The 25,835-nt window shown below is 32.6% G+C and carries 23 protein-coding genes, 2 tRNA genes and 1 pseudogene; 10 read left to right on the top strand and 16 right to left on the bottom strand.

Going from position 1 to position 25,835, the window contains the following annotated elements; all coding sequences use genetic code 11:
* Positions 1 to 8: 8 nt before the first annotated feature.
* Together KO494_RS13595 and rlmF are read left to right on the top strand one after the other, a co-directional pair.
* The gene (locus KO494_RS13595) at positions 9 to 1,166 is read left to right on the top strand and encodes a PLP-dependent aspartate aminotransferase family protein (protein WP_215968156.1); all 1,158 of its coding nucleotides are present in this window, start codon (positions 9 to 11) and stop codon (positions 1,164 to 1,166) included.
* Positions 1,159 to 2,049 (top strand): 23S rRNA (adenine(1618)-N(6))-methyltransferase RlmF, encoded by an 891-nt coding sequence (gene rlmF, locus KO494_RS13590; RefSeq protein WP_215968155.1) that lies wholly within the window; start codon positions 1,159 to 1,161, stop codon positions 2,047 to 2,049. Before KO494_RS13595 ends, rlmF begins: the two co-directional genes overlap by 8 nt.
* Before the next feature lie 25 nt (positions 2,050 to 2,074).
* On the opposite strand, the gene KO494_RS13585 is transcribed toward rlmF, so the two are convergent.
* The 3 genes from KO494_RS13585 to KO494_RS13575 are packed head-to-tail and all read right to left on the bottom strand — an operon-like array spanning position 2,075 to position 6,298.
* The gene (locus tag KO494_RS13585) at positions 2,075 to 2,770 is read right to left on the bottom strand and encodes a DUF2490 domain-containing protein (protein WP_215968154.1); all 696 of its coding nucleotides are present in this window, start codon (positions 2,768 to 2,770) and stop codon (positions 2,075 to 2,077) included.
* 57 nt (positions 2,771 to 2,827) lie between these two features.
* On the bottom strand, positions 2,828 to 4,438 hold the full coding sequence (gene pckA, locus KO494_RS13580) for a phosphoenolpyruvate carboxykinase (ATP) (RefSeq protein ID WP_215968153.1): 1,611 nt from the start codon (positions 4,436 to 4,438) through the stop codon (positions 2,828 to 2,830).
* Positions 4,439 to 4,468: 30 nt separating this feature from the next.
* On the bottom strand, positions 4,469 to 6,298 hold the full coding sequence (locus tag KO494_RS13575; RefSeq protein ID WP_252730401.1) for an SLC13 family permease: 1,830 nt from the start codon (positions 6,296 to 6,298) through the stop codon (positions 4,469 to 4,471).
* 240 nt (positions 6,299 to 6,538) lie between these two features.
* Between KO494_RS13575 and bshB1 the strand changes: the two genes are divergently transcribed.
* The 3 genes from bshB1 (at position 6,539) to KO494_RS13560 (ending at position 8,039) form a co-directional block, all read left to right on the top strand.
* Positions 6,539 to 7,255: a bacillithiol biosynthesis deacetylase BshB1 gene (gene bshB1, locus KO494_RS13570; RefSeq protein ID WP_215968151.1), complete on the top strand. Its 717-nt coding sequence runs from the start codon at positions 6,539 to 6,541 to the stop codon at positions 7,253 to 7,255.
* A gap of 148 nt (positions 7,256 to 7,403) precedes the next feature.
* A tRNA-His gene (locus KO494_RS13565) sits at positions 7,404 to 7,479 on the top strand.
* 80 nt (positions 7,480 to 7,559) lie between these two features.
* On the top strand, positions 7,560 to 8,039 hold the full coding sequence (locus KO494_RS13560; RefSeq protein WP_215968150.1) for a hypothetical protein: 480 nt from the start codon (positions 7,560 to 7,562) through the stop codon (positions 8,037 to 8,039).
* A 390-nt stretch (positions 8,040 to 8,429) separates the two neighbouring features.
* Here KO494_RS13560 and KO494_RS13555 read toward each other — a convergent pair whose 3' ends face one another.
* The 11 genes from KO494_RS13555 to msrB form a co-directional block, all read right to left on the bottom strand.
* Entirely contained in the window at positions 8,430 to 8,714 is a 285-nt protein-coding gene (locus KO494_RS13555) for a hypothetical protein (protein ID WP_215968149.1), read from the bottom strand.
* A 279-nt stretch (positions 8,715 to 8,993) separates the two neighbouring features.
* Entirely contained in the window at positions 8,994 to 9,182 is a 189-nt protein-coding gene (locus tag KO494_RS13550) for a hypothetical protein (protein WP_215968148.1), read from the bottom strand.
* An 81-nt stretch (positions 9,183 to 9,263) separates the two neighbouring features.
* The gene (locus KO494_RS13545) at positions 9,264 to 10,814 is read right to left on the bottom strand and encodes a M28 family peptidase (protein ID WP_215968147.1); all 1,551 of its coding nucleotides are present in this window, start codon (positions 10,812 to 10,814) and stop codon (positions 9,264 to 9,266) included.
* A 131-nt stretch (positions 10,815 to 10,945) separates the two neighbouring features.
* On the bottom strand, positions 10,946 to 11,977 hold the full coding sequence (locus KO494_RS13540) for a M28 family metallopeptidase (protein ID WP_215968146.1): 1,032 nt from the start codon (positions 11,975 to 11,977) through the stop codon (positions 10,946 to 10,948).
* Positions 11,978 to 12,025: 48 nt separating this feature from the next.
* A complete protein-coding gene (locus KO494_RS13535; protein ID WP_215968145.1) occupies positions 12,026 to 12,355 on the bottom strand; it encodes an FUSC family protein in 330 nt (109 codons plus the stop codon).
* A gap of 7 nt (positions 12,356 to 12,362) precedes the next feature.
* The gene (locus tag KO494_RS13530; protein ID WP_215968144.1) at positions 12,363 to 13,148 is read right to left on the bottom strand and encodes a DUF3108 domain-containing protein; all 786 of its coding nucleotides are present in this window, start codon (positions 13,146 to 13,148) and stop codon (positions 12,363 to 12,365) included.
* Between the two features lie 170 nt (positions 13,149 to 13,318).
* Complete coding sequence (locus KO494_RS13525) at positions 13,319 to 13,798, bottom strand: peptide-methionine (S)-S-oxide reductase (protein ID WP_215968143.1); 480 nt, start codon at positions 13,796 to 13,798, stop codon at positions 13,319 to 13,321.
* Between the two features lie 19 nt (positions 13,799 to 13,817).
* Entirely contained in the window at positions 13,818 to 14,759 is a 942-nt protein-coding gene (locus KO494_RS13520) for an aldo/keto reductase (protein WP_215968142.1), read from the bottom strand.
* A 72-nt stretch (positions 14,760 to 14,831) separates the two neighbouring features.
* Positions 14,832 to 16,394: a YdiU family protein gene (locus tag KO494_RS13515; RefSeq protein WP_215968141.1), complete on the bottom strand. Its 1,563-nt coding sequence runs from the start codon at positions 16,392 to 16,394 to the stop codon at positions 14,832 to 14,834.
* A 37-nt stretch (positions 16,395 to 16,431) separates the two neighbouring features.
* Positions 16,432 to 16,968 carry a peptide-methionine (S)-S-oxide reductase MsrA gene (gene msrA, locus KO494_RS13510; RefSeq protein ID WP_215968140.1) on the bottom strand — a complete coding sequence of 179 codons (537 nt, stop codon included), beginning with the start codon at positions 16,966 to 16,968 and terminating at the stop codon, positions 16,432 to 16,434.
* Positions 16,961 to 17,419 carry a peptide-methionine (R)-S-oxide reductase MsrB gene (gene msrB / locus KO494_RS13505; protein ID WP_215968251.1) on the bottom strand — a complete coding sequence of 153 codons (459 nt, stop codon included), beginning with the start codon at positions 17,417 to 17,419 and terminating at the stop codon, positions 16,961 to 16,963. Before msrB ends, msrA begins: the two co-directional genes overlap by 8 nt.
* A 418-nt stretch (positions 17,420 to 17,837) precedes the next feature.
* Here msrB and KO494_RS13500 point away from each other — a divergent pair.
* The 4 genes and pseudogenes from KO494_RS13500 to KO494_RS13485 form a co-directional block, all read left to right on the top strand.
* A pseudogene (locus KO494_RS13500) lies at positions 17,838 to 18,095 on the top strand (type I restriction enzyme endonuclease domain-containing protein); the annotation flags it as partial.
* 765 nt (positions 18,096 to 18,860) lie between these two features.
* The gene (locus KO494_RS13495) at positions 18,861 to 20,354 is read left to right on the top strand and encodes a PhoX family protein (protein ID WP_215968139.1); all 1,494 of its coding nucleotides are present in this window, start codon (positions 18,861 to 18,863) and stop codon (positions 20,352 to 20,354) included.
* A 114-nt stretch (positions 20,355 to 20,468) separates the two neighbouring features.
* Positions 20,469 to 22,193 (top strand): cytochrome-c peroxidase, encoded by a 1,725-nt coding sequence (locus KO494_RS13490; protein ID WP_252730399.1) that lies wholly within the window; start codon positions 20,469 to 20,471, stop codon positions 22,191 to 22,193.
* Between the two features lie 181 nt (positions 22,194 to 22,374).
* A complete protein-coding gene (locus KO494_RS13485; RefSeq protein ID WP_215968138.1) occupies positions 22,375 to 22,734 on the top strand; it encodes a hypothetical protein in 360 nt (119 codons plus the stop codon).
* A gap of 371 nt (positions 22,735 to 23,105) precedes the next feature.
* Here KO494_RS13485 and KO494_RS13480 read toward each other — a convergent pair.
* Together KO494_RS13480 and KO494_RS13475 are read right to left on the bottom strand one after the other, a co-directional pair.
* A tRNA-Ser gene (locus KO494_RS13480) sits at positions 23,106 to 23,190 on the bottom strand.
* A gap of 142 nt (positions 23,191 to 23,332) precedes the next feature.
* Positions 23,333 to 24,841 carry a succinate CoA transferase gene (locus tag KO494_RS13475; protein WP_215968137.1) on the bottom strand — a complete coding sequence of 503 codons (1,509 nt, stop codon included), beginning with the start codon at positions 24,839 to 24,841 and terminating at the stop codon, positions 23,333 to 23,335.
* Positions 24,842 to 25,020: 179 nt separating this feature from the next.
* On the opposite strand from KO494_RS13475, the gene KO494_RS13470 reads away from it, so the two are divergent.
* Entirely contained in the window at positions 25,021 to 25,827 is an 807-nt protein-coding gene (locus KO494_RS13470) for an AraC family transcriptional regulator (RefSeq protein WP_215968136.1), read from the top strand.
* Positions 25,828 to 25,835 lie beyond the last annotated feature (8 nt).

Here is a 25,835-nt window from a genome sequence, read left to right as displayed (position 1 = left end):
CTGTTATTATGAAAAATAAAAAACTAGGTATTAATACTATTTGTACTCATGTTGGCGAAACTCCAGACTTACAGTTTAAAGGAGCAGTTTCCCCTATGTATATGTCGTCGTCTTATGCTTTTATGGATGTAGATGTTAAGCGCTATCCAAGATATTTTAATACGCCAAATCAAGAATATTTAGCAAAAAAAATAGCTGCTCTTGAGCACGCTGAAGCTGCTATGATTTTTGGTTCTGGTATGGCTGCGATTAGTACTGTTTTATTCGCTTTTTTAAAAGCAGGAGATCATGTAGTGGTGCAAAATGATATTTATGGAGGTACACGTAATCTTATAGAAAAACATTTTGAAGATTATAATATAGCATTTACGTTTACTAAAGATTTAGAAATTTCTTCATTCAAATCATGTATACAGTCAAATACCAAACTTATATATATTGAAACACCTTCTAATCCATTACTAAAATTAGTAGACATAGAAGCTGTTGCTACACTTGCAAAATCAGAAAATATAATTTCTGTTATTGATAATACTTTTGCAAGTCCTATTGTACAAAATCCAGTAGATTTTGGTATCGATATTGTTTTACATAGTGCTACTAAATATTTTGGTGGTCATAGTGATATTTGTGCAGGAGCCGTTGCTACAACTCAAGAGTATATAGATACTATCTGGAAAACAGGAATTGCTTTTGGAGGTAGTTTAAGTGATTATACTGTTTGGTTGCTAGAACGAAGTATGAAAACTTTGGCAATTAGAGTAAAAGCACAACAGCGTAATGCAAAAAAAATAGCCAAGTTTTTAAATACACATTCAGCAGTAGAAAAAGTATATTATCCTGGTTTAAAAAGTCATGAAAACCATGAATTAGCAAAAAAACAAATGAAAGGCTATGGTGCTATGTTGTCTTTTGAATTAAAAGAAAATATAGATGCCGCTTTATTTTTAAAAACATTACAACTTATAAAACCTTCTATGAGTTTAGCAGGAATTGAAAGTACCATGTTATTGCCTTCTAAAACATCACATTCTTTATTAACTGCCGAAGCAAGAGAAGAGCAAGGAATAAAAGATGGTTTGATTCGTTTTTCGGTAGGTATAGAATCTAAAACAGATTTGATAGAAGATATTGAGCAAGCTTTAAAAAAGGTTCTTCATGCATAAAAAGAACAAGCATGTAAAAGGTTATGATTTTGAAATTTTACTAAAAGAATTACCAGAATTAGCTCCTTTTGTTTTTACAAATGCATATCAAACACAGACCATCGATTTTGCTAATCCGCAAGCGGTAAAAATGCTAAATAAGGCATTACTAAAAACATATTATGCTATCGATTACTGGGAGTTTGATGATGCGCATTTATGTCCTCCAATTCCTGGTCGCGTAGATTATATACATCATATAGCAGAGCTGTTAAAGCCGGATACCTTTAAAAATAAAATTCAAGTTTTAGACATTGGTACAGGTGCAACTTGTATTTATCCTTTACTTGGTGTTTCACAATATCATTGGCATTTTGTAGCAACAGATGTAGAAGAAAAAGCGTTGCAAAATGCTCAGAAAATTATTAATAACAATGCCTTGCATGATGCTATTTCTTTACGATTGCAAAAAGATAAATCTAAAATTTTAGATGGTATCATACAGCATTCAGATACATTTGCAGTAAGTATTTGTAATCCGCCGTTTTATAAAAATCAACAAGATGCGCTTGCGGCAACACAACGTAAGTTAAAAGGTTTAGGAAAGGAAACAGGAGAAGCGGTTAGAAATTTTAGTGGTACAGCAAGTGAACTTTGGTTTCCTGGTGGCGAAAAGGCATTTTTACACAGTTATTTGTATGAGAGTTCTTTGTATAAAAAGAATTGCTTTTGGTTTACAAGTTTAGTGTCTAATAAAGACCTTGTAAAATCCATGCAAAAATCACTTAAAAAACTAGGTGCTACGCAAATAAAAGTCATCAATATGCAACAAGGAAATAAGATTAGTAGAGTAGTGGCTTGGACGTTTTTAACAGATATAGAACAGAAAGATTGGAAGGCTTAATTTATTTTATAAATAAAAACAAGAATTAGCCTTTAGGTTTTGCTGTGTTTGTTTTTCTAAAGTCTGTTTGCATGCTAATACCTATCTGGATTCTATTTAAACTCTTTTTATTAATATGGTGTTTAAAATAATCTATGTTTAATTGTGCGTTTTTAAATGCTTGGTAACCAATACCAATAAAGAAACGATTTTCATGAAAAACTTGATCTTGAAAATTGATAAAAGGTTCTTCTTTTATATGTAAAGACATTTTTTTAGTTAGATTGTATTGTAAACTAAACAGATAGCGCAACCTATTTTGCATGGTATTGCTGTGAGCAAATTGTAGAAAGCGCTGCTCTAATCTAAACCTATGCTGTGCGCTAAAGGCACCAAGTTTATGTTTGTAATTATATTGCTCATAAATCCTGTTTTCTTTTGTGTTGTACAAATTATCGTCACCAAAAACGCTATCAATATCTAAAAAGGCATAAGCAATACTTAGGGTTTGTTTGGGTTTAAAATGATAATTGAAGTTTATACTGGCAAAAATTAAATGGTAATTAGAGGTTGTTTCATAGGTGTGTAATTCAGCATAAGGGGTTATACTAAATTGTTCTGTAAACCTATGGTTAATTGCAAGAGTATACCATGAACCTAAATAGTCTTCTGCAGTCTTTTGTGCAAAGAGAGGGCTTTGAATTAATAAAATAATAAGGAGTAGGTGCTGCGTAACTTTCATGATTATTTAATTAAGTAAAAAAAAAGCCCATGTCTGGGCTTTTTATCTTTATAAATATTAAACATGGTCTGTTAATTTGTGATGTTCATCAATTAACGGTCCTCCTTCTATTATTTGTTCTGATGCTTCGTTAGCGAATTTTTCAAAATTTAAATGAAAAGAATGTGCTAATTGAATGGATTTACTGATGTAAGCACCTTTGTTTTCCCAGGTATTTATAGGGTCTAATAGTGCAACAGGAACATCAGGGCAGGATTTAGGCATAAACAAACCAAATATAGGATGTTGCTCATAGTCTACGTCATTTAATTCTCCGTTTAAAATAGCAGTAATCATTGCTCTGGTATATTTTAATTTAATTCTTGAACCTATACCATAAGGACCACCACTCCAGCCAGTGTTTATTAGCCAAACATTAACGCCAGCATCCTGCATTTTTTTACTAAGCATTTCGGCATATACCGTTGGGTGTAAAGGCATAAATGGCTCGCCAAAACAAGCAGAAAAAGAAGGTACAGGTTCTGTAATTCCAGCTTCTGTTCCAGCAACTTTTGCTGTATAACCAGAAATAAAATGGTAAGCGGCTTGTCCTGGTGTTAATTTAGAAACAGGAGGCAATACACCAAAAGCATCTGCTGTTAAAAAAAATATATTGGTAGGGTTTTTAGCGTAAGATGGTTCTTGAATATTGTCAATATGATAAATAGGGTAGCTTACACGTGTGTTTTGTGTAATACTACTATCCATATAATCTACCTCTCCATTTTCTTTAAAAACCACATTTTCAAGAATAGCACCAGGTCTTATGGCTTTAAAAATGTCTGGTTCTTTTTCTTCAGAAAGATCTATCACTTTTGCATAGCAACCTCCTTCAAAATTAAAAATATTATTACTGGCTGTCCATCCGTGTTCATCATCACCAATAAGCTTACGTTTAGGATCTGCAGATAAAGTGGTTTTTCCTGTGCCTGATAATCCAAAGAAAATAGCAGTATCACCTTTTTCACCAACATTAGCAGAGCAGTGCATAGGTAAAACATTTTTTTCCACTGGTAGAATAAAGTTTAACGAAGAGAAAATACCTTTCTTTATTTCTCCTGTATACCCAGAACCACCAATTAAAGCTATTTTTTTAGAAAAGTTAAGAACAGAAAAGTTGCCTTGTCTTAGTCCAACAGCCTTAGGGGCTTTTGCTTCGTAACCAGGAGCACAAAGTACTAGCCAATCTTCTTTAAAGTTTTCTAATTCTGATGCTTCAGAGCGTAAAAACATATTAAATGTAAACATGTTTGACCAAGGGTATTCTGTTACTGTTCTTACATTGGTTTTATAATCAGGGTCTGCACATACATAGGCATCTCTTACATAAATTTCTTTACCACTCAGGTATTTTGTAATTTCTGCTTGTAAGACATCAAAATTTTCAGGGGTTATCGCTTTATTGGTTTTTCCCCACCATACAAGGTTTTTGGTGTACGCATCTTTAACAATAAAACGATCTTGAGGAGAGCGTCCTGTATATTTTCCTGTATTTACGGCTAAAGTACCGTTAAGGGTTTCTTTTCCCATTCCTTTTTCAATAGTAATCGCTTGCAATTTTTCTGGAGTAAGATTCCAATGTGCATTTGCATCTTGTATTCCGTATTTGGTAAGGTCTCTTGTTTTCATAAATGCTTGTTTTTTTAAGTTTAAAAGAAATTAAAAAGGCCAAAATAATGGCACTAGTATTAAAGAGGTTATTAAAAATAGCAGTAGCAGTGGTGCGCCTACTTTTATGTAGTCTGTAAATTTGTATCCGCCAGCAGCCATAACCATAGCGTTTGTTGTGGTGCCAACTGGTGTTAAAAATGCTGTTGAAGCACTAATAGCAACAACAATCATAAAAGGTGCTGCAGAGATGCTTAACGTATTCGCAGCAATTATTACTATTGGTGCCATGAGTACTGCTGTAGCCGAATTGTTAATGACCTGACTAAAGGCTGTAGTTAATAAAAAGATACCAGCCAATAATACTATAGGGTGTAAGTTACCCAAAGTAGTAACAAGACCGTTTGCTATTAGGCTTGCTGCTCCTGTTTTTTGTAAAGCAATTCCCATGGGTATCATTGCTGCAATCATGACAACGCTAACCCAACTAATACCTTTGTATGCTTTTGCCATAGGTACGCATCCTGTAATTAAAACAATACCAGCAGAAATTAATGCTGCAATAGCTCCTGGTACTATTTTAAATACTAATAAAAAAATCATTAATACTAAGGAAAACAGCGCAATATAAGACTTGGTTGTAATGTTGGTTACCGTTTTAGCCATACCTTCTGGGCTTCCGCATATTACAATATGTTCATGATGCTTTTTTAAATCGTCTATAGCACTCCATTCTCCTCGAATTAAAAAAGAATCTCCTGCTTTAATGGTAATTTCTCTTGTGATTAAAGGTTTTGAGTTACGTGAGGCAGCCATTAATTGCACATTATATCTATTAAAAAACGGAATAGATTTTATTTGTTTCCCTACTAGAGTAGATTGTGGTGTTACTAATATTTCTGTCATTCCAACCTCTCTGTTAATTAGGTTGTTTCTTAATTCATTTGCAATTGGTTCTAAAGGTAAAAGCCCTAACCGTAGCTTAATCATTAATTCATTAATTGCTTGGGTTTCTCCTTTAACCGTAATAATATCATGGTATAAAAATTCTGTGTCTTCTGTAGGTAACTCAATAAATGGGTCTTTTCCTTTTAAACGATTTGGGTGCCTTCTTTTTATGCGTAGTATAGATACGCCATGTAAGTTTTCAAAATTCCAGTCTCCTAATTTTGTGTTTAATAGCGGAGACACAGATCGTACTCTTAATCTATAGTAATCACCATCTACTTTATAGGCTTCAATCCAAGCATGCAAGGTTTTGCTTATGTCTATAGGTTTGTTGTTTGTTTTGTTTTCGGGTAAAAGTTTATAACCAATAAATTTAAAGTATAGCAGTGTTAAAAGTAATAAAGGCAAACCAATGAGGCCAAATTCAAAAAAAGAAAACTCTTTAAGACCACTCTCTAACATCGTGTTATTTACTATAATATTTGGTGGTGTTCCTGTTAGAGTTAATAAACCACCAGTATTAGACCCAAAGGCAACAGGCATTAATAATTTTGATGGTAATGTGTTAATGCTCCAGGCAGAAGCTATAGTTACAGGCATTAATGTAGCTACAGTACCAGTATTGCTTACAAACCCAGAAAGTAAGCCAGAGCCAAAAGTGGTTAATACTAAAAGTTTTGTTTTACTTTTACCAGCCATTTTTATAAGCTTTTCACCTGCTAAAGCTGTCCAGCCTGTTTGTGATAACCCTTCGCCTATAATAAATAATGCAGCAATCATGATAACGGTTGGGTTGCTAAAACCGCTTAATGTTTCTGTTACGTTTAAAATACCAAAAAGGAATAAACTTAACATAGACATTAAGGCTATAATATCTGGTGTAAATTTTCCCCATATAAATAAAATAATGGTAATGCTTAAAATTGCTAGCATGATATACATAGGCCTAATGGGTTGATTGTGTTTTTGTTATATAATAAAGGTAAGAGCATTTAAGAAGTATATTTATGATTAATGTCATACTTTTCACGTTTTATATATTTTAAAATTTCAGGTGCATGTTTTTAGTAATATCTTTATTTTTTTACCGTCTTAATGATGGATAGTTAAAAAGAAAGGGATTATCTGTTATCTTTTTAATATTTTTGAAGATTAGAAAAGGAATTAAAGGATATGAAACTAGATATATTAGCTTTTGGAGCACATCCAGATGATGTAGAATTAGGTTGTGGCGGAACAATAGCAAAAGAGATTAAAAACGGAAAAACAGTTGGAATTATAGATTTAACACGAGGTGAATTAGGAACTCGTGGTACTGCAGCTACCAGAAAACAAGAAGCAAGTAATGCAGCTAAAATTTTAGGAGTGAGCGTACGTGAAAATCTTGGTTTTGCAGATGGTTTTTTTATAAACAACAGACAGCACCAACTAGAGATAATTAAAATGATACGTAAGTATCAACCAGAAATTGTGCTTTGTAATGCTATTGATGATAGACATATAGATCATGGTAAAGGGAGTAAATTGGTTAGTGATGCTTGTTTTTTAAGCGGATTGATTAAAATTGAAACCGAAGTAGAGGGGAAACTTCAAAAGCAATGGAGACCAAAGCAGGTGTACCATTATATACAATGGAAAAACATAGAACCTGATTTTGTAGTAGACATTTCAGGATTTATAGATACTAAAATGGAATCTGTCTTAGCCTATAGTACACAGTTTTTTGATGCTAATAGTAAGGAGCCTGAAACCCCTATTTCTAGTAAAAACTTTACAGATAGTGTAGATTATAGAGCTAGAGACCTAGGAAGGTTAATTGGAGTAGAACATGCAGAAGGTTATACTACAGAGCGTTACGTAGCAGTTTCTAGTTTGTTTGATTTAAAGTAAAAATTTTTGCAAAAAAATCTTTGCAGTAATTACTAAAAGATTTACATTTGCACTCGCATTCTTAAGGAATGTATTACAGAGCTTCTAGAGTATTGATTTAGAATCTCTTTTTTAAGAAACTTTTTAAGTGGATTAAAATTAGTAATATGGTGGTTGTAGCTCAGCTGGTTAGAGCATCGGTTTGTGGTACCGAGGGTCGCGGGTTCGAATCCCGTCTTCCACCCAAAAAGCAAAAGCTTCTCTTTTTAAGAGGAGCTTTTTTTGTTGCACTAACTCTTGTATAAACCTTTAAAATTCATATATAATGAAGAAAATAATAGTATGCTTACTTGTAACTCTTTTTACCGTTTCTTTTTGTAATGCACAAGAAATGACCTTTAAAAAACATTCATTTACTGGCTATACGTTTTATGAAGATGGAAATAAAATTCCGCTTAATGCGTTGATTGAAAAAGTGTCACCTCATGCCGAAGTTTTACATTTGGTAAAAATGTCTAAAACAAAAGGTGTTTTTGCTACAGTTATTAGTTTTTCTGGTGGAGCTTTAATAGGATGGCCAATAGGAGCTGCTATTAGTGGAGGGGATCCTAATTGGGTACTTGCAGGAATAGGAGCAGGATTGGCTATTGTTGCAATTCCTGTTGGAGCAAGTGCTAAAAAGGATGCAGAAAAAGCGGTAGGTTTGTATAATGCAACTTTACATGCAACATCTTTTCAAGAGTGTAAACCGCAATATAAAATTATAGCTAATGGCAATGGTATTGGATTGGCTATGTATTTTTAGTTTTAAGAAGAATAAAATAGAAGATAAAAAAAGAGTTATAAAATAATATTTTATAACTCTTTTTTTTTGCGTGCAAGAAATTTTCAAAGGAAAATCAGATCTAACAAAATTGCAATGCCTTTTGTTTAAGGACTAATACAGTAATTATTTTTATACTGTTTTGTGTGCAGGCTTTTTCCAGTATTTATGTCTTAAATATAATCCAATTCCGAAAACTCCTAGCGAAAAGTTAAGTAGAAAACCGAATCTTGAAAGAGATTTTGATTCATTAAAATCATAAAGTACATTTCCATTTTTGTCAGCTATTTGAAAAATGGTTGGCTTATGTTCTTCTTTTTGATTTTCTTTTATCCATACAGTCGCTATTTCTGATTTTTTTAATTGTTTTTCTTACTTTTCAAATCTTTCGTTATAACTACTGTGTCCTATGTTTTTCATAAGAACATAATAGTTATGAGTTGAATTCAGAGAGAATTTCAGTTCAGATTTAATACTTTTTGAGCCTCGTGAACTTTCAACCTCAGTATAATGAGTATTTAAGTTTTCAATTTTCCCACTTTGTTCAATTAGAGAACTTTTAAAGGTGAAAAGGGTTGGTGCAAAAAAGTAAAAAGCACAGATAATAGAAGTAATTCCGACAAATAATCCTTTTTCAGCGTAATAGGCTTTATCCATTTATTTTCTCAGTGTAATGTTTTGTTCAGCTTGCACACAACGTTTAAGTATAATTAAAATGAACGAACTCTTGATTAAGTACTAAGCTAGGCATTATTTTTATACAATGTAAGCAACAATTTTTTAGTTACAATGTATATTCAGATTTTGAATTACGTTATGGTTTATTATAGAATTAGAATATTATTTTCTATTATGTAATCCAATTCCAATTTTATTTACGCTTTGGTTTTACATCACCTTGCTTTTATAAATAAGCTGTTTTTAATTTAGTTAATATTAATTGCGTGCAGTTTTGAAACTACCAAAAATTAAGGATGTAAGTAATAATCCAATTCCAATTCCTACAAAAGAACCTTTTGCTAAATCAGGTAACTCAAAGTAATAAGAAAAAACTTGTGAAGTAGCAATTGTAAACATTCCGATAGATAATAAAGTTAGAGCTTTTCTTTTATTTATTCTTTTCATTTCATTTGTGTTTTAATGATTTGTATTTCAATTCTAGTATTTGTTACAGCTTTTCCTCAAATTATTGCCAACGCTCTAATGCTAGTTTGCTTTATCTACTGTTATTCTGTTTTCACGATTAGCAAGCTCCCAGGCTGTGTAAAAAATTAAACGCGTTCTGTTTTCTAATAAATCATATTGTATCTTGTCTGGTGTATCACTTGGCTTGTGGTAATCTGCATGTGTACCATTAAAGTAAAAGATTACTGGTATGTTGTTTTTTGCAAAGTTGTAATGGTCACTTCTGTAGTAAAAACGATTTGGGTCGTTGTCTGCATTAAAAGTATAGTCTAAATCTATATTACAGTATTTGTTATTCATTTCTTCTGAAATGTTGTGTAGTTCTGTACTCAATTTATCGCTACCAATTAAATATAGGTAGTTTCTGTTGGTTTTTTCACGTTTTGGGTCTGTACGTCCAATCATATCTATATTAAGGTCTGCAACGGTATTTGCTAACGGAAAAATAGGGGAAACGTCTGTGTAGTATCTAGAACCTAATAGGCCTTTTTCTTCTCCTGTTACGTGTAAAAATACGATAGAGCGTTTTGGGCCTTGACCGTTTTTTGCTGCTTCTTGAAAAGCTTCAGCTATTTCTAGCATAGCTACAGTACCAGAACCGTCATCATCGGCACCATTGTATATTTCGCCTTCTTTAATTCCTTCGTGGTCTAAATGTGCAGATACTACTATGTATTCTTCTGGTTTTTCACTTCCTTTAATTATTGCTACTACGTTTTCTGATGTAAAGGTGTTAGAAGCATTTTGGTAATTAAATTCAATAGTGCTATTTAGGGGTTCTGTTTTATCTGAAGTTGCTATAGTGCTATGAATTGTTTTTGCTAATTCTGTGTTAATTAAGAAGTAATATAGGTCTTTTGGGTCTTCAACTAAAGACATTCTACCATGACTTCCTCCAAATCTTTTTGCAACATAATTGTAAGTATCTGCATTATAAAATAAGATTGCTTTTGCACCTTTCTTTTCTGCCACTTCTCGTTTGGCAACAAACTCTTGTCTTGGGTTGGACCATTTTGAAGTTTCATTGGTTCCTGAAACAGTATAGTTTCCATCGCTGTTTTTTGGCTCTCCAGCTTTAAAAAGAACAACTTTACCCTTTACATCGATATTGGCATAGCTTGAGAATTTTTCATCATCAATACCATAACCGACATAAATAATTTCTTTTGCATCAAAAGTACCATCTGGACTAGAAATTACAGATACATAGTCTTCAATATTTGTAAATGATTTTCCGTTTACCAATAAATCTATGCTTGGAGTTTTAAGGGTTTGTAATGGTACTTCTTGAAAGTAATTGTTGTTTGGTAATGCCGAAGGAATACCTAAACTTACATAGTGGTTTTTTAAATATTCCACAGCTTTCTTTTGTCCTGGAGCTCCTGTGTTTCTACCTTCAAATTCATCAGAAGCATAGGTGTAAAGTGCTTCTTTTAGTTCTGCAGAGGTAATACTGTTTGCGTAGGTTGTTACTGTTGCATTTTTAGTGTTTTTTGTAGCTGTTTGGTTTTGTGATGTGCCACAAGAAAAAAGCATTGCAGATACACTAGAAAGTAAAAACAATTTTTTCATAAGATTTCGTTTTTATTAAAATAAGTTGGTTTTGTTGTTTGTAAATGAAATAAGTAATCTATAATATTACAAAAAAGCTAAATAATAGTTAATATAAAGCAAGGGTTTATATAAATTTTAACAACTAAAATTTAGTTGTCTTTATTTAGGATGAGTCTGTTTTCTTGATTAGCAAGTTGCCATGCAGTACCAAAAATAAGTTGGGTTCTTTTTTTTAAAAGTGTATAATTTATTTTGTCTGGAGTATCTGTTGGTTTATGGTAGTCTTCATGCTCTCCGTTAAAATAGAAGATTACAGGTATATTTTGTTTTGCAAAATTGTAATGGTCGCTTCTGTAGTAGTACCTGTTGCTGTCTTCTTTTTCATTGTATTTATATTCTAGAAGTAAATTGGTGCTGTTTTTGTTTACTTTTTCGTTGATATAATGTAATTCTTTACTTAGTCGGTCTGCACCAATGATGTAGATATAGTTAGGGTTTTCTTTATGAAGGGGATCTACGCGTCCTATCATATCAATATTGAGGTTAGCAATGGTGTTTTCTAGTTTAAATATTGGATTTTTTGTGTAGTACAAAGAGCCTTGAAGTCCTATTTCTTCTGCAGTAAGGTGTAAGAATAAAATGCTTCTTTTGGGAGAAATACCTTGGTCTTGGGCTGCTTTAAATGCTTTAGCTATTTCTAATATAGCTACAGTACCAGAACCATTATCATCTGCGCCAAAAAAAATGTCTTTTTCATTAAGGCCTAAATGATCTAAATGCCCTGAAATAATGAGTACTTCTTCGGGTTTTTCGCTTCCTTTAATATAGGCTAACACGTTTTCAGAAGCCTGTATGTTTTCTGGTAAAAACGTTTTAGGTATGTGTTGAAAATAGGAAGTGTCTGCTATGGGAGAAGCTATGCCTTGTGACTTGTAAAAATTGGCTAAAAAGCGGACTGCTTTTTTTTGACCTTCTTCTCCTGTTGCTCTACCTGCAAAAGCAGGAGAAGCAAATAGGTAAAGGTTTTCTTTTAATGAACTGGCAGTAATACTTGCGCTATATTTTGCAACCAAACTACTGTCTACAAGATGTATTTGTTCTTGTTGGTTGGTAGTAATATTTTTAATCTTTTTGCAAGAACCAAATGTAATTAAAGCCAATAATAGCAAATAGATTTTCATTAAAGCAGTATTTTTTAACCGTTGCATATACTTAAAATGGACTTAGTTTTACTCTGATAAATCTAAGCCTTCTAATTCTTCAATAGCATTGTCTTCTGCTTCTTGTACGCGTAATTCTAATGCTTCAGTATCACCTACTTCGGTTTTGTTAAAAATAGATTTATAGGTGGTTAAACATAAAGAAACAATAGTTAATAAAAATATTAATTGTACCGCTTTTTTAGATTGTTTTTCTTTTTTAGATAAGTAAAAAGCAATAAAGCCAAATACTAAGGCTGCAATAGCAGGAATAATGGCTACGTTAAAAAGTGGTAATGCAGATAAAATTACTGCAATTACTGCTGTGATAATACCAAGTGTTATAAATAATTTTCTCATAATAGTGTTAGTTTTTTAAGCCTGTAGCAGATTTTATTTTAAGTTCTCCGTTACCAACTGCAACTCTAAATTTTGCATAAACAGGTATTTTGTTTTCGTCTGCAGTTAACCAAAGAATATTGTCGTTGTTTCCTTTTAAAATATCAGTACCATTAATGCTAATTGCTAGTTTGTAGCATTCTTTACTACCAATATTTGTGCTAATGGTTTCTTTTCCTAAAAGGGTAAAAGAGACTTTTTGTTCTTTATTATCAAATAGTACAGTAAAAGAATCTGTAGCTCCTACAGGAGCTTTATGTATATCTAAATTTCTAATATGGTAAATGGTAGTTACTAAATCTTTTGTTCCGTAGTTAATGCTAACTACATCATTTCTATCCCAAAAACCAGATTCAAAATTTTTACTTTTTTGTCTTCTTAAACTTTTAACAGTGTTTGTTTTATGGTTAAAAGTGTATTTAACAAATTTATAATGTCCGCCTTCATCAATATCTCTTTGGTATAAGTAAGGAGTAAGTGTGTTTGGGTTTACATAACTCTCATAAATATCGCGAATTTTAAAAAAATTATCCCATTTACTGTATGTTGTAGCAGTACATTTAAGACGTAGTAAGGTAGACTTAGAGGTTCTTACCTCACTAGTTTCCATGCGTACCTCAGCAAGGTCTGTTAGTAAACCAGACATGTTGTATGATGCTGTAAAACTTAGTTTCTCACCAGCTTGAAACGCATTGTTTTGCCCAAATGATGTTGCACTTATGGTAAGCAAAAGGAGTAGGAGTATTCTTTTCATAAATTATAAATTTTTTCAAATATACAAGATTGTATCATTAATTATGCCGAAGCTAATACCTTAACAGCTTTTTGTGAATTTTATTTTAAATGAAGGATGTAAATTTTCTAGTTAATTTTGTTTTTTCATCATTATGAAACTGGATGATTCTAGTAACACAGCGTCTTTTATTAGTTAATATGCTTTGCATACTTTTTAGAAAGTAATGTTAATTTAGGATGAATATACTTTTTACAAAAAGGCTTTTCTGGGTTTTTTATATAGTAATTCTGAATAGCTTCACGCGAAGCTTTAAAGGCGCTAAAAGGCAATACTTGTGTGATGATTTTGTGGTTAAACGCTGTCTGAAAATCAGCAATTAAGCCTAAAACTTTTTCTTGTTGTATTTTAGAAAACGTGTAGATTGCTGAACGGTATTTTTCACGCATAGAATGATTACTTGTGCTTTTATGTGTTAGCAAGTGAATTTCTGTTAGGATTTTTAAACTTATTTCTTCCGGATTAAAATGTACCATAACGGCTTCAGAAAAACTAGCGTTTTTATCTGTAGAAGCCACAAAACCTTGTGCTACTTTTTTTACACCTTTTAGGGATTGAAATACAGCTTCGGTACACCAATGACATCCTCCTCCAAATGCTATTTTAATCATAAAAAAAGGTGTTATGTGTTTAATTCCACGCTAATTCTTTTCTTTCTTGCCAGTAAAAATTAGGACTTGTTTTAAAGCTTTTAAGCAGGTTTATTTCTTCTTCAGATAAGGTGATTTTAGCTGCTTGAAGATTAGATTGTAACTGCTCTATAGTAGATGCGCCACTTAAAACCATGCTGTTTTTAATGTTTTGCTGACAAAACTTTAAGGCTATTGCGTCTAATCCAACCTGGTGTTTTGCAGCTAAGGTTTCTAGCGTATGGTATAATTTAGAGTAATGGTTATAGTTGTTGTTTCTAAACATTCTGCCATTGGCTACAGCTTCTTTAATAATAACTTTCTTGTCTTGTCTTATTAGTGTATTAGCCATAGTTTCTAGGCTTTGATCTAAAATATTATAAGTAATCTGAAAGCTATTAAACAGCTGTTCACCAGCAACCGAAACGTCTACTGCTTTTTTTAGTACTTCTAATTGGTTGCTTCCTGTGGTGGTAATTCCAATTTGTAAGCCGTGTTCCTTTTTTAAAAAGGCTAATTGCTGTAAAACCTTAGTGTTATTTAAAACACCTGTTTCTAAGGTTGCCGAATGTATTTGATATATTTTTAAATGCGGAAGAAATGCTTGAGATACTTGCCATTGTTCTTTTAGTTTTTCAATACTGTGTTCTTTTACTTCATGCACTTTTGCATTGGCATCAAAATTAGCTACATAGGTATAACCCCATTTTGTAGCTATTTGAAGGCTTGGATCGTTTTTAGTTTGTAACCATTGTAATAATAAATCTTCTGCTAAACCATAACCAGGAGCAGTATCAAAATACCGAACGCCTAATTGATACGCTTTTTCTAATACCTTAAAGCTTTCTTGTTTAAATTTTTCTAAAGTAGGATGTGAGGTTTTATCCTTTCGTATATTAATGTATTGTGGTCTTCCTAATGCTGCGGTTCCAAGTCCTAACATATTATTTTTTTTAGTGTTTTAATTGCTTAATTGTAAATTACAGGCAATTGATGTATTTATATTATTAAAGTATTATGAACTACAAGATAACATAGAACAGCCTGCTTTATGTCTTGCCCATTCGGGACGTTTCGCAAACCATTTTTCATTTTCTGGCTGCTCGTCATAAGGTTTTTTTAGAAGTTTGAATAGCACATCTATTTGTTTATAATCTCCTTTGTTGGCATCGTCTATGGCTAATTGTGCCATATAATTTCTGAGCACATATTTAGGATTCACCAGATTCATTTTTTGTTTTCTTTCTTGGTCACTAATACTTTCTTGTTGTAAACGAGCAGCATAGTCTGTAAACCAGGTGTTCCATTTTTCTTTTATTACTTCAGAAATTTCCGTAGGAACATAAAAAGCTTCTTCTATAATTTGTAATCCTTCCGAAGGGTTTTCGGCAGAAAAATTACTTAAATTTCTAAAAAAGATGGTCATATCGGTTTCCGATAGCTTTAAAATTTCTTCTAGTGTAAAAATTAGCGCTACATCTTTTTCATCTTCTAAAAGCAATCCTAATTTGCTTCGCATCATGGTTATGTATTGCTCTGCAGCTTTTTCGTTATAAGTATTTAAAATATTTTCTAATCCTTCGGCTTCTTCAATTAAAGGGTATAATGCATTTGCAAGTTGCAATAAATTCCACAAACCAATTTCTAATTGTGCGCCAAAAGCATAGCGTTTATACTGTCTGTCTGTAGTGTTTGGTGTCCAGTTTGGATCATAACCTTCTAGCCAGCCATAAGGACCATAATCTATGGTAAGCCCAAGAATAGACATGTTGTCTGTATTCATTACGCCATGCACAAAGCCAACGCGCTGCCAATGAATAAGCATCTCTAAAGTGTTATTAAGTACGCTTTCAAAAAACTTTAAATAGGTTTCTTTAGAAGGGTTTCCTAAGTGCGAAAAATGGTGTTTAATAGTATAATCTACTAGTGTTTTTAAGGTTTTACTGTCTTGTCTAGCAGCCAGTATTTGATAGTTACCAAAGCGTAAAAAACTAGGAGCTACACGAGAAACAATAGCACCTTTTTCATAAGCAGGATTGCCGTCATACAGCATATCTCTCCATACCTCATCACCAGATAAAGCTAAAGATAAAGCTCTGGTTGTAGGTACACCTAGATGATACATAGCTTCGCTACATAAATACTCACGAACAGAAGAACGCAAAACAGCCAAACCATCTGCAGTACGAGAATACGGTGTTTCGCCAGCACCTTTTAATTGTATGGACCAGTGTTTGTTGCGGTGTTCTATTTCGGCTAAATTAATAGCGCGACCATCTCCTAATTGTCCTGCCCAATTACCAAATTGATGACCACCATAACACATGGCGTATGGTTTGGTATCTGGTAAAATGGCATTGCCAGTAAATACCTGTAAAAACGTTTTGCTTTTAGCATCTTCTGCCGTTAGGCCAAGTGCATCTAGCATTTCTGGAGACACGTGTAATAGTTTTGGTTTTGCTGTTTTTTTTGGTGTAGCATAAGAAAAACATGCCTTTTCTACCTGTCTTCTGCTGTGTACAAGAATAGGGTCTGCAGGTAACTCTTTATTAAACCGGTCTTTTATATTTAGTTTCATTATTTTCTGTCATTAAAGCTATGAATACCTGCTATGCTTATTTTAATTTGTCTGCATGCAGTTTTCTTAATGTAGCTAATTTAGGATGAATAACAAAACTGCAATAACCTTGCTCTGGGTTGTTTTTGTAATAATCCTGATGTGTGGCATCTGCTTCATAAAAAATAGGCGCCTCACTAATTTGGGTTACAATAGGGTTATTATAATAAACAGCAATTTCTTTAACAACCGTTTCTGCAATTTCCTTTTGTGTTTGGTTGTGGTAAAAAATTACCGAACGATATTGCGTGCCTCTATCTGCACCTTGACGATTTAAAGTAGTAGGATCATGCGTAGTCATAAAAATAACTAAAATGTCCTGGTAAGAAATTACATTGGCATCAAAAGTAACTTGAACAACTTCGGCATGCCCTGTTAACCCAGAACATATTTCTCTATAGGTTGGGTGTCCAGGAACTGTTCCGCCAGCATAGCCAGAAATTACTTTTTCTACGCCTTTTACTTCTTGAAATACCGCTTCGGTACACCAAAAGCAACCACCGCCAACTGTGGCTAATTGTACGTTTTTATTCATTATTAGTATCGGTATTCAATTGCATTGAAGCAGAGTTTATACAATAACGTAATCCACTAGGTTCTGGACCATCGGGAAAAATATGTCCTAAATGCGCATCGCAGGTATTGCAAAGTACTTCTACACGAATCATTCCATGCGTAGTGTCTTTTATATACTTAATAGCATTTTCTTTAATGGGTTGCGTAAAACTAGGCCAACCAGTTCCAGAGCTAAATTTTATGCTAGAGTCAAACAAAGGCGTATTGCAACAAATACAATTATATTGACCTTCATCATAAATAGTACAAAGTGCACCACTATGAGGAGCTTCGGTTCCTTTAAGTCTGGTCACTCTAAACTGTTCTGGAGTGAGTAGTGCTTGCCATTCTTTTTCGGTTTTTTCTACTCTTTTATCTGGAGTAGGGTTGCCATTAACCGTGTAATCTATTACATTTTTCCAAGTAAGCATCATATAGTTCCTTTCTTTGTTAAATTGTTAAATATGCTTTTAAAGATAAAGGTTTAGACGCCTTTAGCTAAAAAAACTTACCAAAAATAATGAAAACACAAAACGTTTTGAACCATGCTTTCCAGAAAAGAAGCTGTACAATTAAAAAAAGCTGCTGTTTAGGTTTTCCGTAAGGCACTATTACCTAAGTATTATACTTTTATAAGACTATATATTTTTGATATAATAACTACCTAGTTTTTAAAAAGTTTATATGTTTAGCTTCTCCCTTTTTAAAACTAATTAGTAGTACTTAAACAAACAATACTAAGAATTACATGGCTATGATTATAAAAGGAACTTTTCATCAGAAACCAATATAAAACTACAAATACTACTATCTGCACAGAATTTTATATTCTAAAGTGAAGATTTAAAAAATAGATTTTTAAAAGAAGTTACCCTTTTACCTAAGCTGTTTACCATGTCTATTCCTAGTCCACAAGCAGATAACATAAAAGATCAGGTTGCCTTTTTTCAAGCAGTAAAAGCACGCATTAATAAGTTTATAGGAACAAGCACAAAATCTGACTTTGAAGTAGAAACCGCCATTAAGCAAATTGAAGATGATGCCTTATCAGGTGAAGGCGTAAAAGATGTTTTTGAAGCAGCTTTTTTACTTATCAAACAAGCATAGAATATAAGTTATAAATAAAATAATAGGGCAGGAATAGAACTTTAATGAAATCAAGCTTTAGTTCTACTAGAGATAATATGGGGTTTTTAGAAAATGAAGATTATAACTCATATAATGTATTGTTTCAGCAAGGACTTCGATATGGATTTTATAGAAGTAGAATTGGGAGAAGACTTTGAAATTAATGAAGATTTAAAAACAATAACTTTGTAGTAAATTAGTAGACCATCATATTGTATTTATAGGATAGGAAAGGAGCTATATAAAGAAAGATATACTATGATTGAACCTTTTTATAATGGATTTGCTGTAGTATATACTTTCGAAGGCACAAAACAAATCATTAATGAAAAAGGAATAATTATATTAGAAATGTAAATTACTTCCAAACGAAACAAATCAACCCAATGTAACCAACTCCGACATTTTTGTGCAAGCTAGATATGTAAATCAACACATAAGGATGTGTATTATAATTTACATAGTTGAAGTTTGTTTTTAGTAAGCGTTGAGGTTTAATGATTTACATTATGAGAAAAGGTGAAATTTGCTTTTTTATAATGTAATACGGCATGGATATTTTAAATCCTCCTTAATTTTTACATAACATTAGATTTTAAAATGGTAGGTGTTGGTAATAGTGTGGTAATGTCATTAACGTTAAGTTAGCGGTAACTTAATCAAACTATCTTTATTAATTAACAAGTTTATAAGAGGCTAAAAGTAGTTTTGTGTTCACATTATAACCACTTAAAACCTTAAATTATGAACAAAATTTTTAAACTATTTTTATTAGCATTTGTTATCACAGCATCAGGTGCACTTGTTGTGAGTTGTGACATTGAAGATGGAAAGGACGGAATCGACGGTGTAGACGGAGAAGATGGAGACGATATTTCAGATTACTTAACAGCATCACAAACACCTACCTTATTAAAGGTTACAGATCAGTTTATCAACCTTAGAATTTCTACGCTTTTAACTTCAGAAGATATTATTCCAAATACACCAAATTTTATTTATGGGTCTATGGCAGATGGCGCTGGATTAATTAATAATGGCGATAATACTTTTACTTTAATTAATAATATTGAAGCAGATTATTCTATAGCTAGAATTTTGTTAAACGAAAACTTAAGACCATATCATGGTGAATATATATTAAATGCTACAGCAACTGCAGAAACAGCAATGTGTTCAGGTACTTTAGTAACACCAGAAGAGCATGGGTTTGGACCATTATACCTTTCAGGAGGAGAATGGGGAGGAGCTTCAAAAGGAGTATTTGCAGTAGATCCTAATAAAAGTGTAGAGGATGCTAGTGTAGGAGAGACTTTAGCAGCTTTAGGGCAATGGTCTACAGAAAATGCGGTTCCAATAGGAAAAGATGCTTATGCAGATAAAACGGTTGTTTTTATTGGAGATGATCATGCAGACAACTCTGTTCCTTCTGGTCAATTAGGAATGTATGTTGGTAATCGTGGAGATTTATATGGAGGTCAATTATACGGATTAAAAGTGACAGCTGATGGTATCGATTTTGAAATGGATATGGTAGAAGGAACATCGTATAGTGCTGAATTTGTTCCATTAGATGAAACAGAAATAGATGCTTTAGATGCTGAGGCAAAAACCAAAGGGGTTATGGGATTCTCTAGACTAGAAGATATTGATTGGAGAAGAGGTTCTGCAGCAAACCAAAGAGAAATTTATTTTTGTGTTACAGGGCGTGTTTCTGCTAGTTTAACAGGAAAAGGATCTGCTTTAGGTCGTGTGTACAAAGTAACATTAAATGAAACCGATCCAACAGGTCCTGCAACAATTACTTGTGTTTTAGATGGTGATATTGTTGGTGGTGTGGCAGAAGGATTTCATTCACCAGATAATATTTTAGTGACTGAAAACTATGCGTACATTCAAGAAGATCCTAATGGATATTTAGATACTTCAGTAAATGGTTATGCTAAGCTTTACCAATACAACTTAAATACAGGGGAATTGAAAACAGTTTTAGAAGCAGACCAAAGCAGAGCAGAGAGTTTAGGGTATGGTACAACTTCAAGTACTTGGGAAATTACAGGTATGATTGATGTTACTGAGGTTGTAAACAATGGAGAGAATACCTTTTTAGTGATGACACAAAATCATGGTTGGAATCCTGCTGACGGAACATCTTTTACAGATCCATTAGCTAATCCTAACTTGTCTAATGCTAAAGAAGGTTCAATGCTTTACGTTATTAAAGGTTTAGATAGATAATAAAATATAAGCATGAATAATAAAATATTTATGAAAGCTAAGACATATACGTTTTGTATATGTCTTTTGCTTTTCATTACAGTGTCGTGTAAAAAGCAGACGGAATTCGTAAATATGGATGCTACCAAAAATATGGGTGCTACCAATAAAAAAATAGCTTCATTTTATAATTCAGAATTAAAACGTTGTATTACTTTTTTAGATTCCATCTCTATATCCAAAAATCCAGAGCAGCGTATTGCTTATTATAAAAAAGCACGTAAGCATTTTAAGGCAATGGAGCCTGTGTTGGCTGCTATAGATAAAAATAATTTTAAATCTTTAAATGCTCCAAATATCTTACAGGTGCAGGAAGAGGATTTAACAGATATAAAAATTAGAAATCCATTTGGTTTTCAAGTGATAGAAGAGTTATTGCACGAGGAAGAAGGAGAGGAAGCTTCATTACATAATGCATTAACAATTACCTCTGATCGATTGAAGTTGTTGCAGCGTAATACACATATTAAATTAAAAGATTACCATCTTATTTGGTTGTTTAGAGATCAAATTATGCGAACTGCAGCCACTGGTATCACAGGATTTGATTCGCCTGTTTTAGGGCAAGCATTAACCGAAAGTCAATATACCACCCAGACGCTTATAGCATTGATAGATATTTGTAAAGATAAGTTTAGTACTATAGAAATTTATAAAGACTTGAGAGCTTCTTTTAAAGAAGGTATTGCGGCTTTGGATTCGGATTTTGATACTTTTGATCGCTTTAATTTTATAAAAAATTACACCGATGCTCAATTAAAGTTATTACTAAAAACTCAGGAAGATTGGAAGGTAAACTTTCCTTTTGAAATGGCTATATCTAATAACGCTTCCTCCTTTTTTGGTGCTAATACGGTAAATGTATTGTATTTTTCAGACTATAAGAGTGATACGCTTCATTTAAAACAGAAGGAAGCCTTTGGAAAGGCACTTTTTAATGACCAGGCTCTATCTAGAAGTAAAGATATGGCTTGCGCAAGTTGTCATATTGAAGAAAAAGCTTTTACCGATGGTAGAAAAACTTTTGATGCACGACAAGTTCGAAATTCACCAACGCTTACTTATAGTGCGTATCAACAATCTTTTTTTATGGATGGACGCGCAGCAAGTTTAGAAGGGCAAATTGTTGGTGTAGCTGAAAATCATGATGAATTTAATTTACCAATGGATTCTATAGTACGTCGTGTACTAAAAAATCCAGCATACAAAGTTGCTATAGATAGTTTATATGGCAACAAGCGTATTGATTTTAATATCAGACATGCTATTGCTAGTTATGTTCGAAGTCTAAATGATTTTAATTCTAAATTTGATAAAAATATAGAAGGAGTCGAGTCTTCTTTAACAGCAGAAGAAAAACAAGGGTTTAATCTGTTTATGGGTAAGGCTGCTTGTGCCACTTGTCATTTTCCACCTTTATTTAATGGTACGGTTCCTCCTAATTATAAGGATACAGAAGTAGAACTGCTTGGTGTACCAGAAACAAATGATACTATTAACGCGGTTATTAGTGATGATTTAGGACGTTATAATGTGTTTGGTACCGATCAAAGAAAACATTTTTTTAAAACCCCTACAGTTAGAAATACTAATGTAACAGGACCTTACATGCATAATGGTGTTTATAAGACTTTAGAAGAGGTGGTTGATTTCTATAATCGTGGTGGAGGAAAAGGAATAGGTATTCATGAAGAATTTCAAACCCTGCCTTTTGATGCGTTAAATCTTACTAAGGCTGAACAAGAGAGTATAGTGGCATTTATGAAAACCTTAACCGATGCTGATTTTATAGAAAAATAAATTGTAATTATTAATGTTTACTAAGAATACGTTATCGCTTCATGTTACTTTATATAAATGGTGTGAAGCGATTTAATTTTAAGACTGTAGTGGTTTTGGAGTTGGTAATTTTTACAGATTAATTACTTTTGCTAGTGATATAGAAAGGCTAACTCATAAAGGAATACATACTAAAGATTATATGACTATAAACGAATTGCCAGGAACCTACAATATCACAGGTAGCAACCAAGACGAAGCAGCTGTAACCTACAAAGGTACAATGGATTTAACCTTAGATGAAAACAACCGAATCCTTGCCAAATGGACAATCAACAATAACCAAGAGCAATTAGGTGCTGGCTTTTTCAAAAATAATATATTGGTGATTAATTTTAATTATCAAGGAGAGGATGGCAAAATATATAAAGGCGTTGTGGTGTATAAATGCATTACAAAAGATATTTTAGAAGGCTTTTGGTCAGAAAAACATGGTAACCCATTATATCTGGGTGAAGAGCGTTGTTTTAGAGTAGGAACACAAAGAGAGGTGGTTAATTAAGTCTTAAGCTTTTTATTAAAAGTAACGAAAAAAAAATATGAAACCCCAAATCACCATAGCACTTGCTATTCCGACACATTCATAATCCTTTCACGAGCAGCCAAACCCATTAATAACATAAAAATTAACCTTACCTAAAGTATCTGTAACTTTAAATAAACTTTGCTGTCGTGCCATGATAGCGTTAAGGTGTGTATAATTAGTTGTTATCCAATAGATGTAGCGTTTATTGTCCATAGATACTCCATAGATACTTCATGTCTAATAGATGCGGAATTTAGTTAAGTTCGTGTGTATGTAAATAGAAAAGTAGCGTTTCCTTTTTTATATAAAAAATAAACCCTTACAATCAAAAGATTATAAGGGTTTTGCGGAGAAAGAGGGATTCGAACCCCCGGAGGTGTGACCCTCAACAGTTTTCAAGACTGCCGCATTCGACCACTCTGCCATTTCTCCTGGAGTGTCTCATTGGGTATTCCCCAAATGCGAGTGCAAATATATAAACTATTCTTTAAAAAAAAATGATTTTTGAAAAAAAATATGAGAATATTTTTGTTTTATTTTTAAAGCCTTGATTAACACGTTTTTATTTTTTTGTTTAAATAGGGTTATTAGCAAATGTTTCCATTTTCATTGTTCCGTGTGTTTTAAATTGCGTGTGCCAACTAAAAGCATTTTTAAGAATATGTGGTGTATGTCCTCCTAATTGGTATGCTTCTTCAAAATATTGAAGTAGTTGCTCTCTATATTCAGGATGTACACAGTTTTTAATTATCACTCTGGCTCTTTCTACTGGAGCTAAGCCTCTAATATCAGCTAAGCCTTGTTCGGTAACTAAAACGTCAACATCGTGTTCGGTATGGTCTGTATGTGATACCATAGGAACAATATGCGAAATACAACCTTCTTTAGACATAGAAGGGCAAGCAAAAATACTCAGGTAGCCGTTTCTTGCAAAATCACCAGAACCTCCAATACCATTCATCATTTTTGTACCTGTAATATGTGTAGAGTTTACATTGCCGTAAATATCAAACTCAATAGCAGTATTGATACCAATAACTCCTAAACGACTAATAACTTCTGCTGCATTACTAATATTTTGTGGCCTTAATACTAATTTATTCTTGTATTTATCAAAATTATTAAAAATCTTGTCAGAACAGGATTGGGTAACTGTTATAGAAGAGGCAGAAGCAAATAATAGTTTTCCAGAGTCAATAAGATCAAAAGTACTATCTTGAAGCACTTCAGAATACATCGTTAGGTTTTTAAATCTACTATTGGTAAAACCAGATAAAATAGCATTGGCCGTTTTTCCTATTCCTGCTTGCAAAGGTAAAAGTGATTCTGTTAGCCTTCCTTCATCAACTTCTTTTTCTAAAAAGTTAAGAATGTGTTTAGAAATCGCTTCGGTTTTTTCATCAGGAGCAGAAATAACAGCAGGACTATCTGGTATTTCTGTATATACAATAGCTGCTACTTTTTCAGGATTCACTTTTATGTAAGAATCTCCTATTCTTGTATCAGAATTTACAACAGGAATGATTTCTCTATGTGGTTGCTTTTTTAAAAGCTTAATGTCATGAATACCAGCAAGACTCTCAGGAAAACTGGTGTTCACTTCAATGATTATTTTATCTGCTTTTTCAACAAATATTGGAGAGTTTCCAACAGAGGTAGTAGGTACAATATAACCTTCTTCGGTAATTGATACCGCTTCAATAATAGCAACATCAATTTTAAAGCTATCTATTTTTTGAAGCATATCTGCCGTTTGCCCTAAATGTTGATCTACATATAATACCTCATGGTTATTAATACATTTTCTTAAAGTTGCATCTGCTTGAAACGGCATTCTTTTTTGTAAAGCACCGTTTTTGGCTAAATTAGCATCTGTATCATACCCTAAAGACGCACCACTCAATACCGTTACTTTTAATTCTTCATGTAGTGCTCTTTCTGCAACTTTAGGTAATACCGCTTTACTGTCTCCTGCTTTGGTAAAACCGCTAACACCTAAAATATGATGATTTTTAATTAGTAAAGAGGCTTTTTCTGCAGACTGTACTCTGTCTATATAAGGAGCGTATTTAATTCTATGCATTTTAATATCTATTTTGTAATATTAGGGTTAAAAAATTTTCTATTTCATTAATATTTGTAGTCTAATTGTGTTATTGATAAAATAGATTGGCAATTTATGCAAGATATTTAATGTCTATTTATTAAAGTAAGACAATATTTTATTAATTTAGTGCATTAGGCCTTATCCTAGTAAATATAATGAATAGTAAGTATTATTTAACCGAAGTAGATAAAAACCCGCAAAGTATTTTTTGTTACCATAATTTAATGGGAGAAACCTTTATTGAACCTCATAGTCATAACAAAGGACAATTTTTATATACCGAAGGTGGCGTGGTACATGTTAAAACAGATAGCAGGATGTATTATTTGCCAGCAAGACATTATATGTGGATTCCGCCAGGAGTAAGGCATGCTATTTACCCAAGTTCTCCAAAAGTGATTATGAAAAATTTATATTTCCCAATGGCTGTAAATCCTTCAGGGTTTTATAAAAAAGAAGGTATATATCCTATTAATAATTTATTAATGGAACTGTTATTATATACTAAAAACTGGAATGGAGATTTAATAAAGTCTCAAAAAAACAAATATGCTATTGTGTATGCTTTTAAAGCACTTATAGAGCAAACGGTTTCAAAATCTTTACATTTAGAACTGCCACATCCTACAGATGGTAGATTAATAAATATAATTAAATACCTTACAGATAATATTCAACAAGAGCATTTGCTACCTAAGCTGGCTTCTAATTTTAGTATGACAGATAAATCATTATACCGATTATTTAAAAAAGATTTAGGCATGTCATTCATTAAATATTATACGCAATTGCGCGTCTTTAAATCTTTAGAATATTTAATGAATTCAGACTACAATATTTCAGAAATTGCAAATATGGTTGGCTATAGTAGCTTGCCTACATTTAGTAATACCTTTACTAAGGTTATGGGAAAAAGACCTTCAGAATATAGAAAAACAAATGAAATTTACTTAGAAGCTTAAAAGAGAGT

It is taken from the genome of Lacinutrix sp. C3R15 (assembly GCF_018860825.1).
In the GTDB taxonomy this organism is placed as follows: domain Bacteria; phylum Bacteroidota; class Bacteroidia; order Flavobacteriales; family Flavobacteriaceae; genus Oceanihabitans.
The sequence above is the reverse complement of the archived record's forward strand: the minus strand, read 5'-3'. Positions and strand labels throughout refer to the sequence as shown.

Excerpts from the sequence above, each read along its gene's own strand:
- KO494_RS13595 (WP_215968156.1), top strand. The coding sequence starts at position 9 with ATGAAAAATAAAAAACTAGGTATTAATACTATTTGTACTCATGTTGGC.
- rlmF (WP_215968155.1), top strand. The coding sequence starts at position 1,159 with ATGCATAAAAAGAACAAGCATGTAAAAGGTTATGATTTTGAAATTTTA.
- KO494_RS13585 (WP_215968154.1), bottom strand. The coding sequence starts at position 2,770 with ATGAAAGTTACGCAGCACCTACTCCTTATTATTTTATTAATTCAAAGC.
- pckA (WP_215968153.1), bottom strand. The coding sequence starts at position 4,438 with ATGAAAACAAGAGACCTTACCAAATACGGAATACAAGATGCAAATGCA.
- KO494_RS13575 (WP_252730401.1), bottom strand. The coding sequence starts at position 6,298 with ATGCTAGCAATTTTAAGCATTACCATTATTTTATTTATATGGGGAAAA.
- bshB1 (WP_215968151.1), top strand. The coding sequence starts at position 6,539 with ATGAAACTAGATATATTAGCTTTTGGAGCACATCCAGATGATGTAGAA.
- KO494_RS13560 (WP_215968150.1), top strand. The coding sequence starts at position 7,560 with ATGAAGAAAATAATAGTATGCTTACTTGTAACTCTTTTTACCGTTTCT.
- KO494_RS13555 (WP_215968149.1), bottom strand. The coding sequence starts at position 8,714 with ATGGATAAAGCCTATTACGCTGAAAAAGGATTATTTGTCGGAATTACT.
- KO494_RS13550 (WP_215968148.1), bottom strand. The coding sequence starts at position 9,182 with ATGAAAAGAATAAATAAAAGAAAAGCTCTAACTTTATTATCTATCGGA.
- KO494_RS13545 (WP_215968147.1), bottom strand. The coding sequence starts at position 10,814 with ATGAAAAAATTGTTTTTACTTTCTAGTGTATCTGCAATGCTTTTTTCT.
- KO494_RS13540 (WP_215968146.1), bottom strand. The coding sequence starts at position 11,977 with ATGAAAATCTATTTGCTATTATTGGCTTTAATTACATTTGGTTCTTGC.
- KO494_RS13535 (WP_215968145.1), bottom strand. The coding sequence starts at position 12,355 with ATGAGAAAATTATTTATAACACTTGGTATTATCACAGCAGTAATTGCA.
- KO494_RS13530 (WP_215968144.1), bottom strand. The coding sequence starts at position 13,148 with ATGAAAAGAATACTCCTACTCCTTTTGCTTACCATAAGTGCAACATCA.
- KO494_RS13525 (WP_215968143.1), bottom strand. The coding sequence starts at position 13,798 with ATGATTAAAATAGCATTTGGAGGAGGATGTCATTGGTGTACCGAAGCT.
- KO494_RS13520 (WP_215968142.1), bottom strand. The coding sequence starts at position 14,759 with ATGTTAGGACTTGGAACCGCAGCATTAGGAAGACCACAATACATTAAT.
- KO494_RS13515 (WP_215968141.1), bottom strand. The coding sequence starts at position 16,394 with ATGAAACTAAATATAAAAGACCGGTTTAATAAAGAGTTACCTGCAGAC.
- msrA (WP_215968140.1), bottom strand. The coding sequence starts at position 16,968 with ATGAATAAAAACGTACAATTAGCCACAGTTGGCGGTGGTTGCTTTTGG.
- msrB (WP_215968251.1), bottom strand. The coding sequence starts at position 17,419 with ATGCTTACTTGGAAAAATGTAATAGATTACACGGTTAATGGCAACCCT.
- KO494_RS13495 (WP_215968139.1), top strand. The coding sequence starts at position 18,861 with ATGAACAAAATTTTTAAACTATTTTTATTAGCATTTGTTATCACAGCA.
- KO494_RS13490 (WP_252730399.1), top strand. The coding sequence starts at position 20,469 with ATGGATGCTACCAAAAATATGGGTGCTACCAATAAAAAAATAGCTTCA.
- KO494_RS13485 (WP_215968138.1), top strand. The coding sequence starts at position 22,375 with ATGACTATAAACGAATTGCCAGGAACCTACAATATCACAGGTAGCAAC.
- KO494_RS13475 (WP_215968137.1), bottom strand. The coding sequence starts at position 24,841 with ATGCATAGAATTAAATACGCTCCTTATATAGACAGAGTACAGTCTGCA.
- KO494_RS13470 (WP_215968136.1), top strand. The coding sequence starts at position 25,021 with ATGAATAGTAAGTATTATTTAACCGAAGTAGATAAAAACCCGCAAAGT.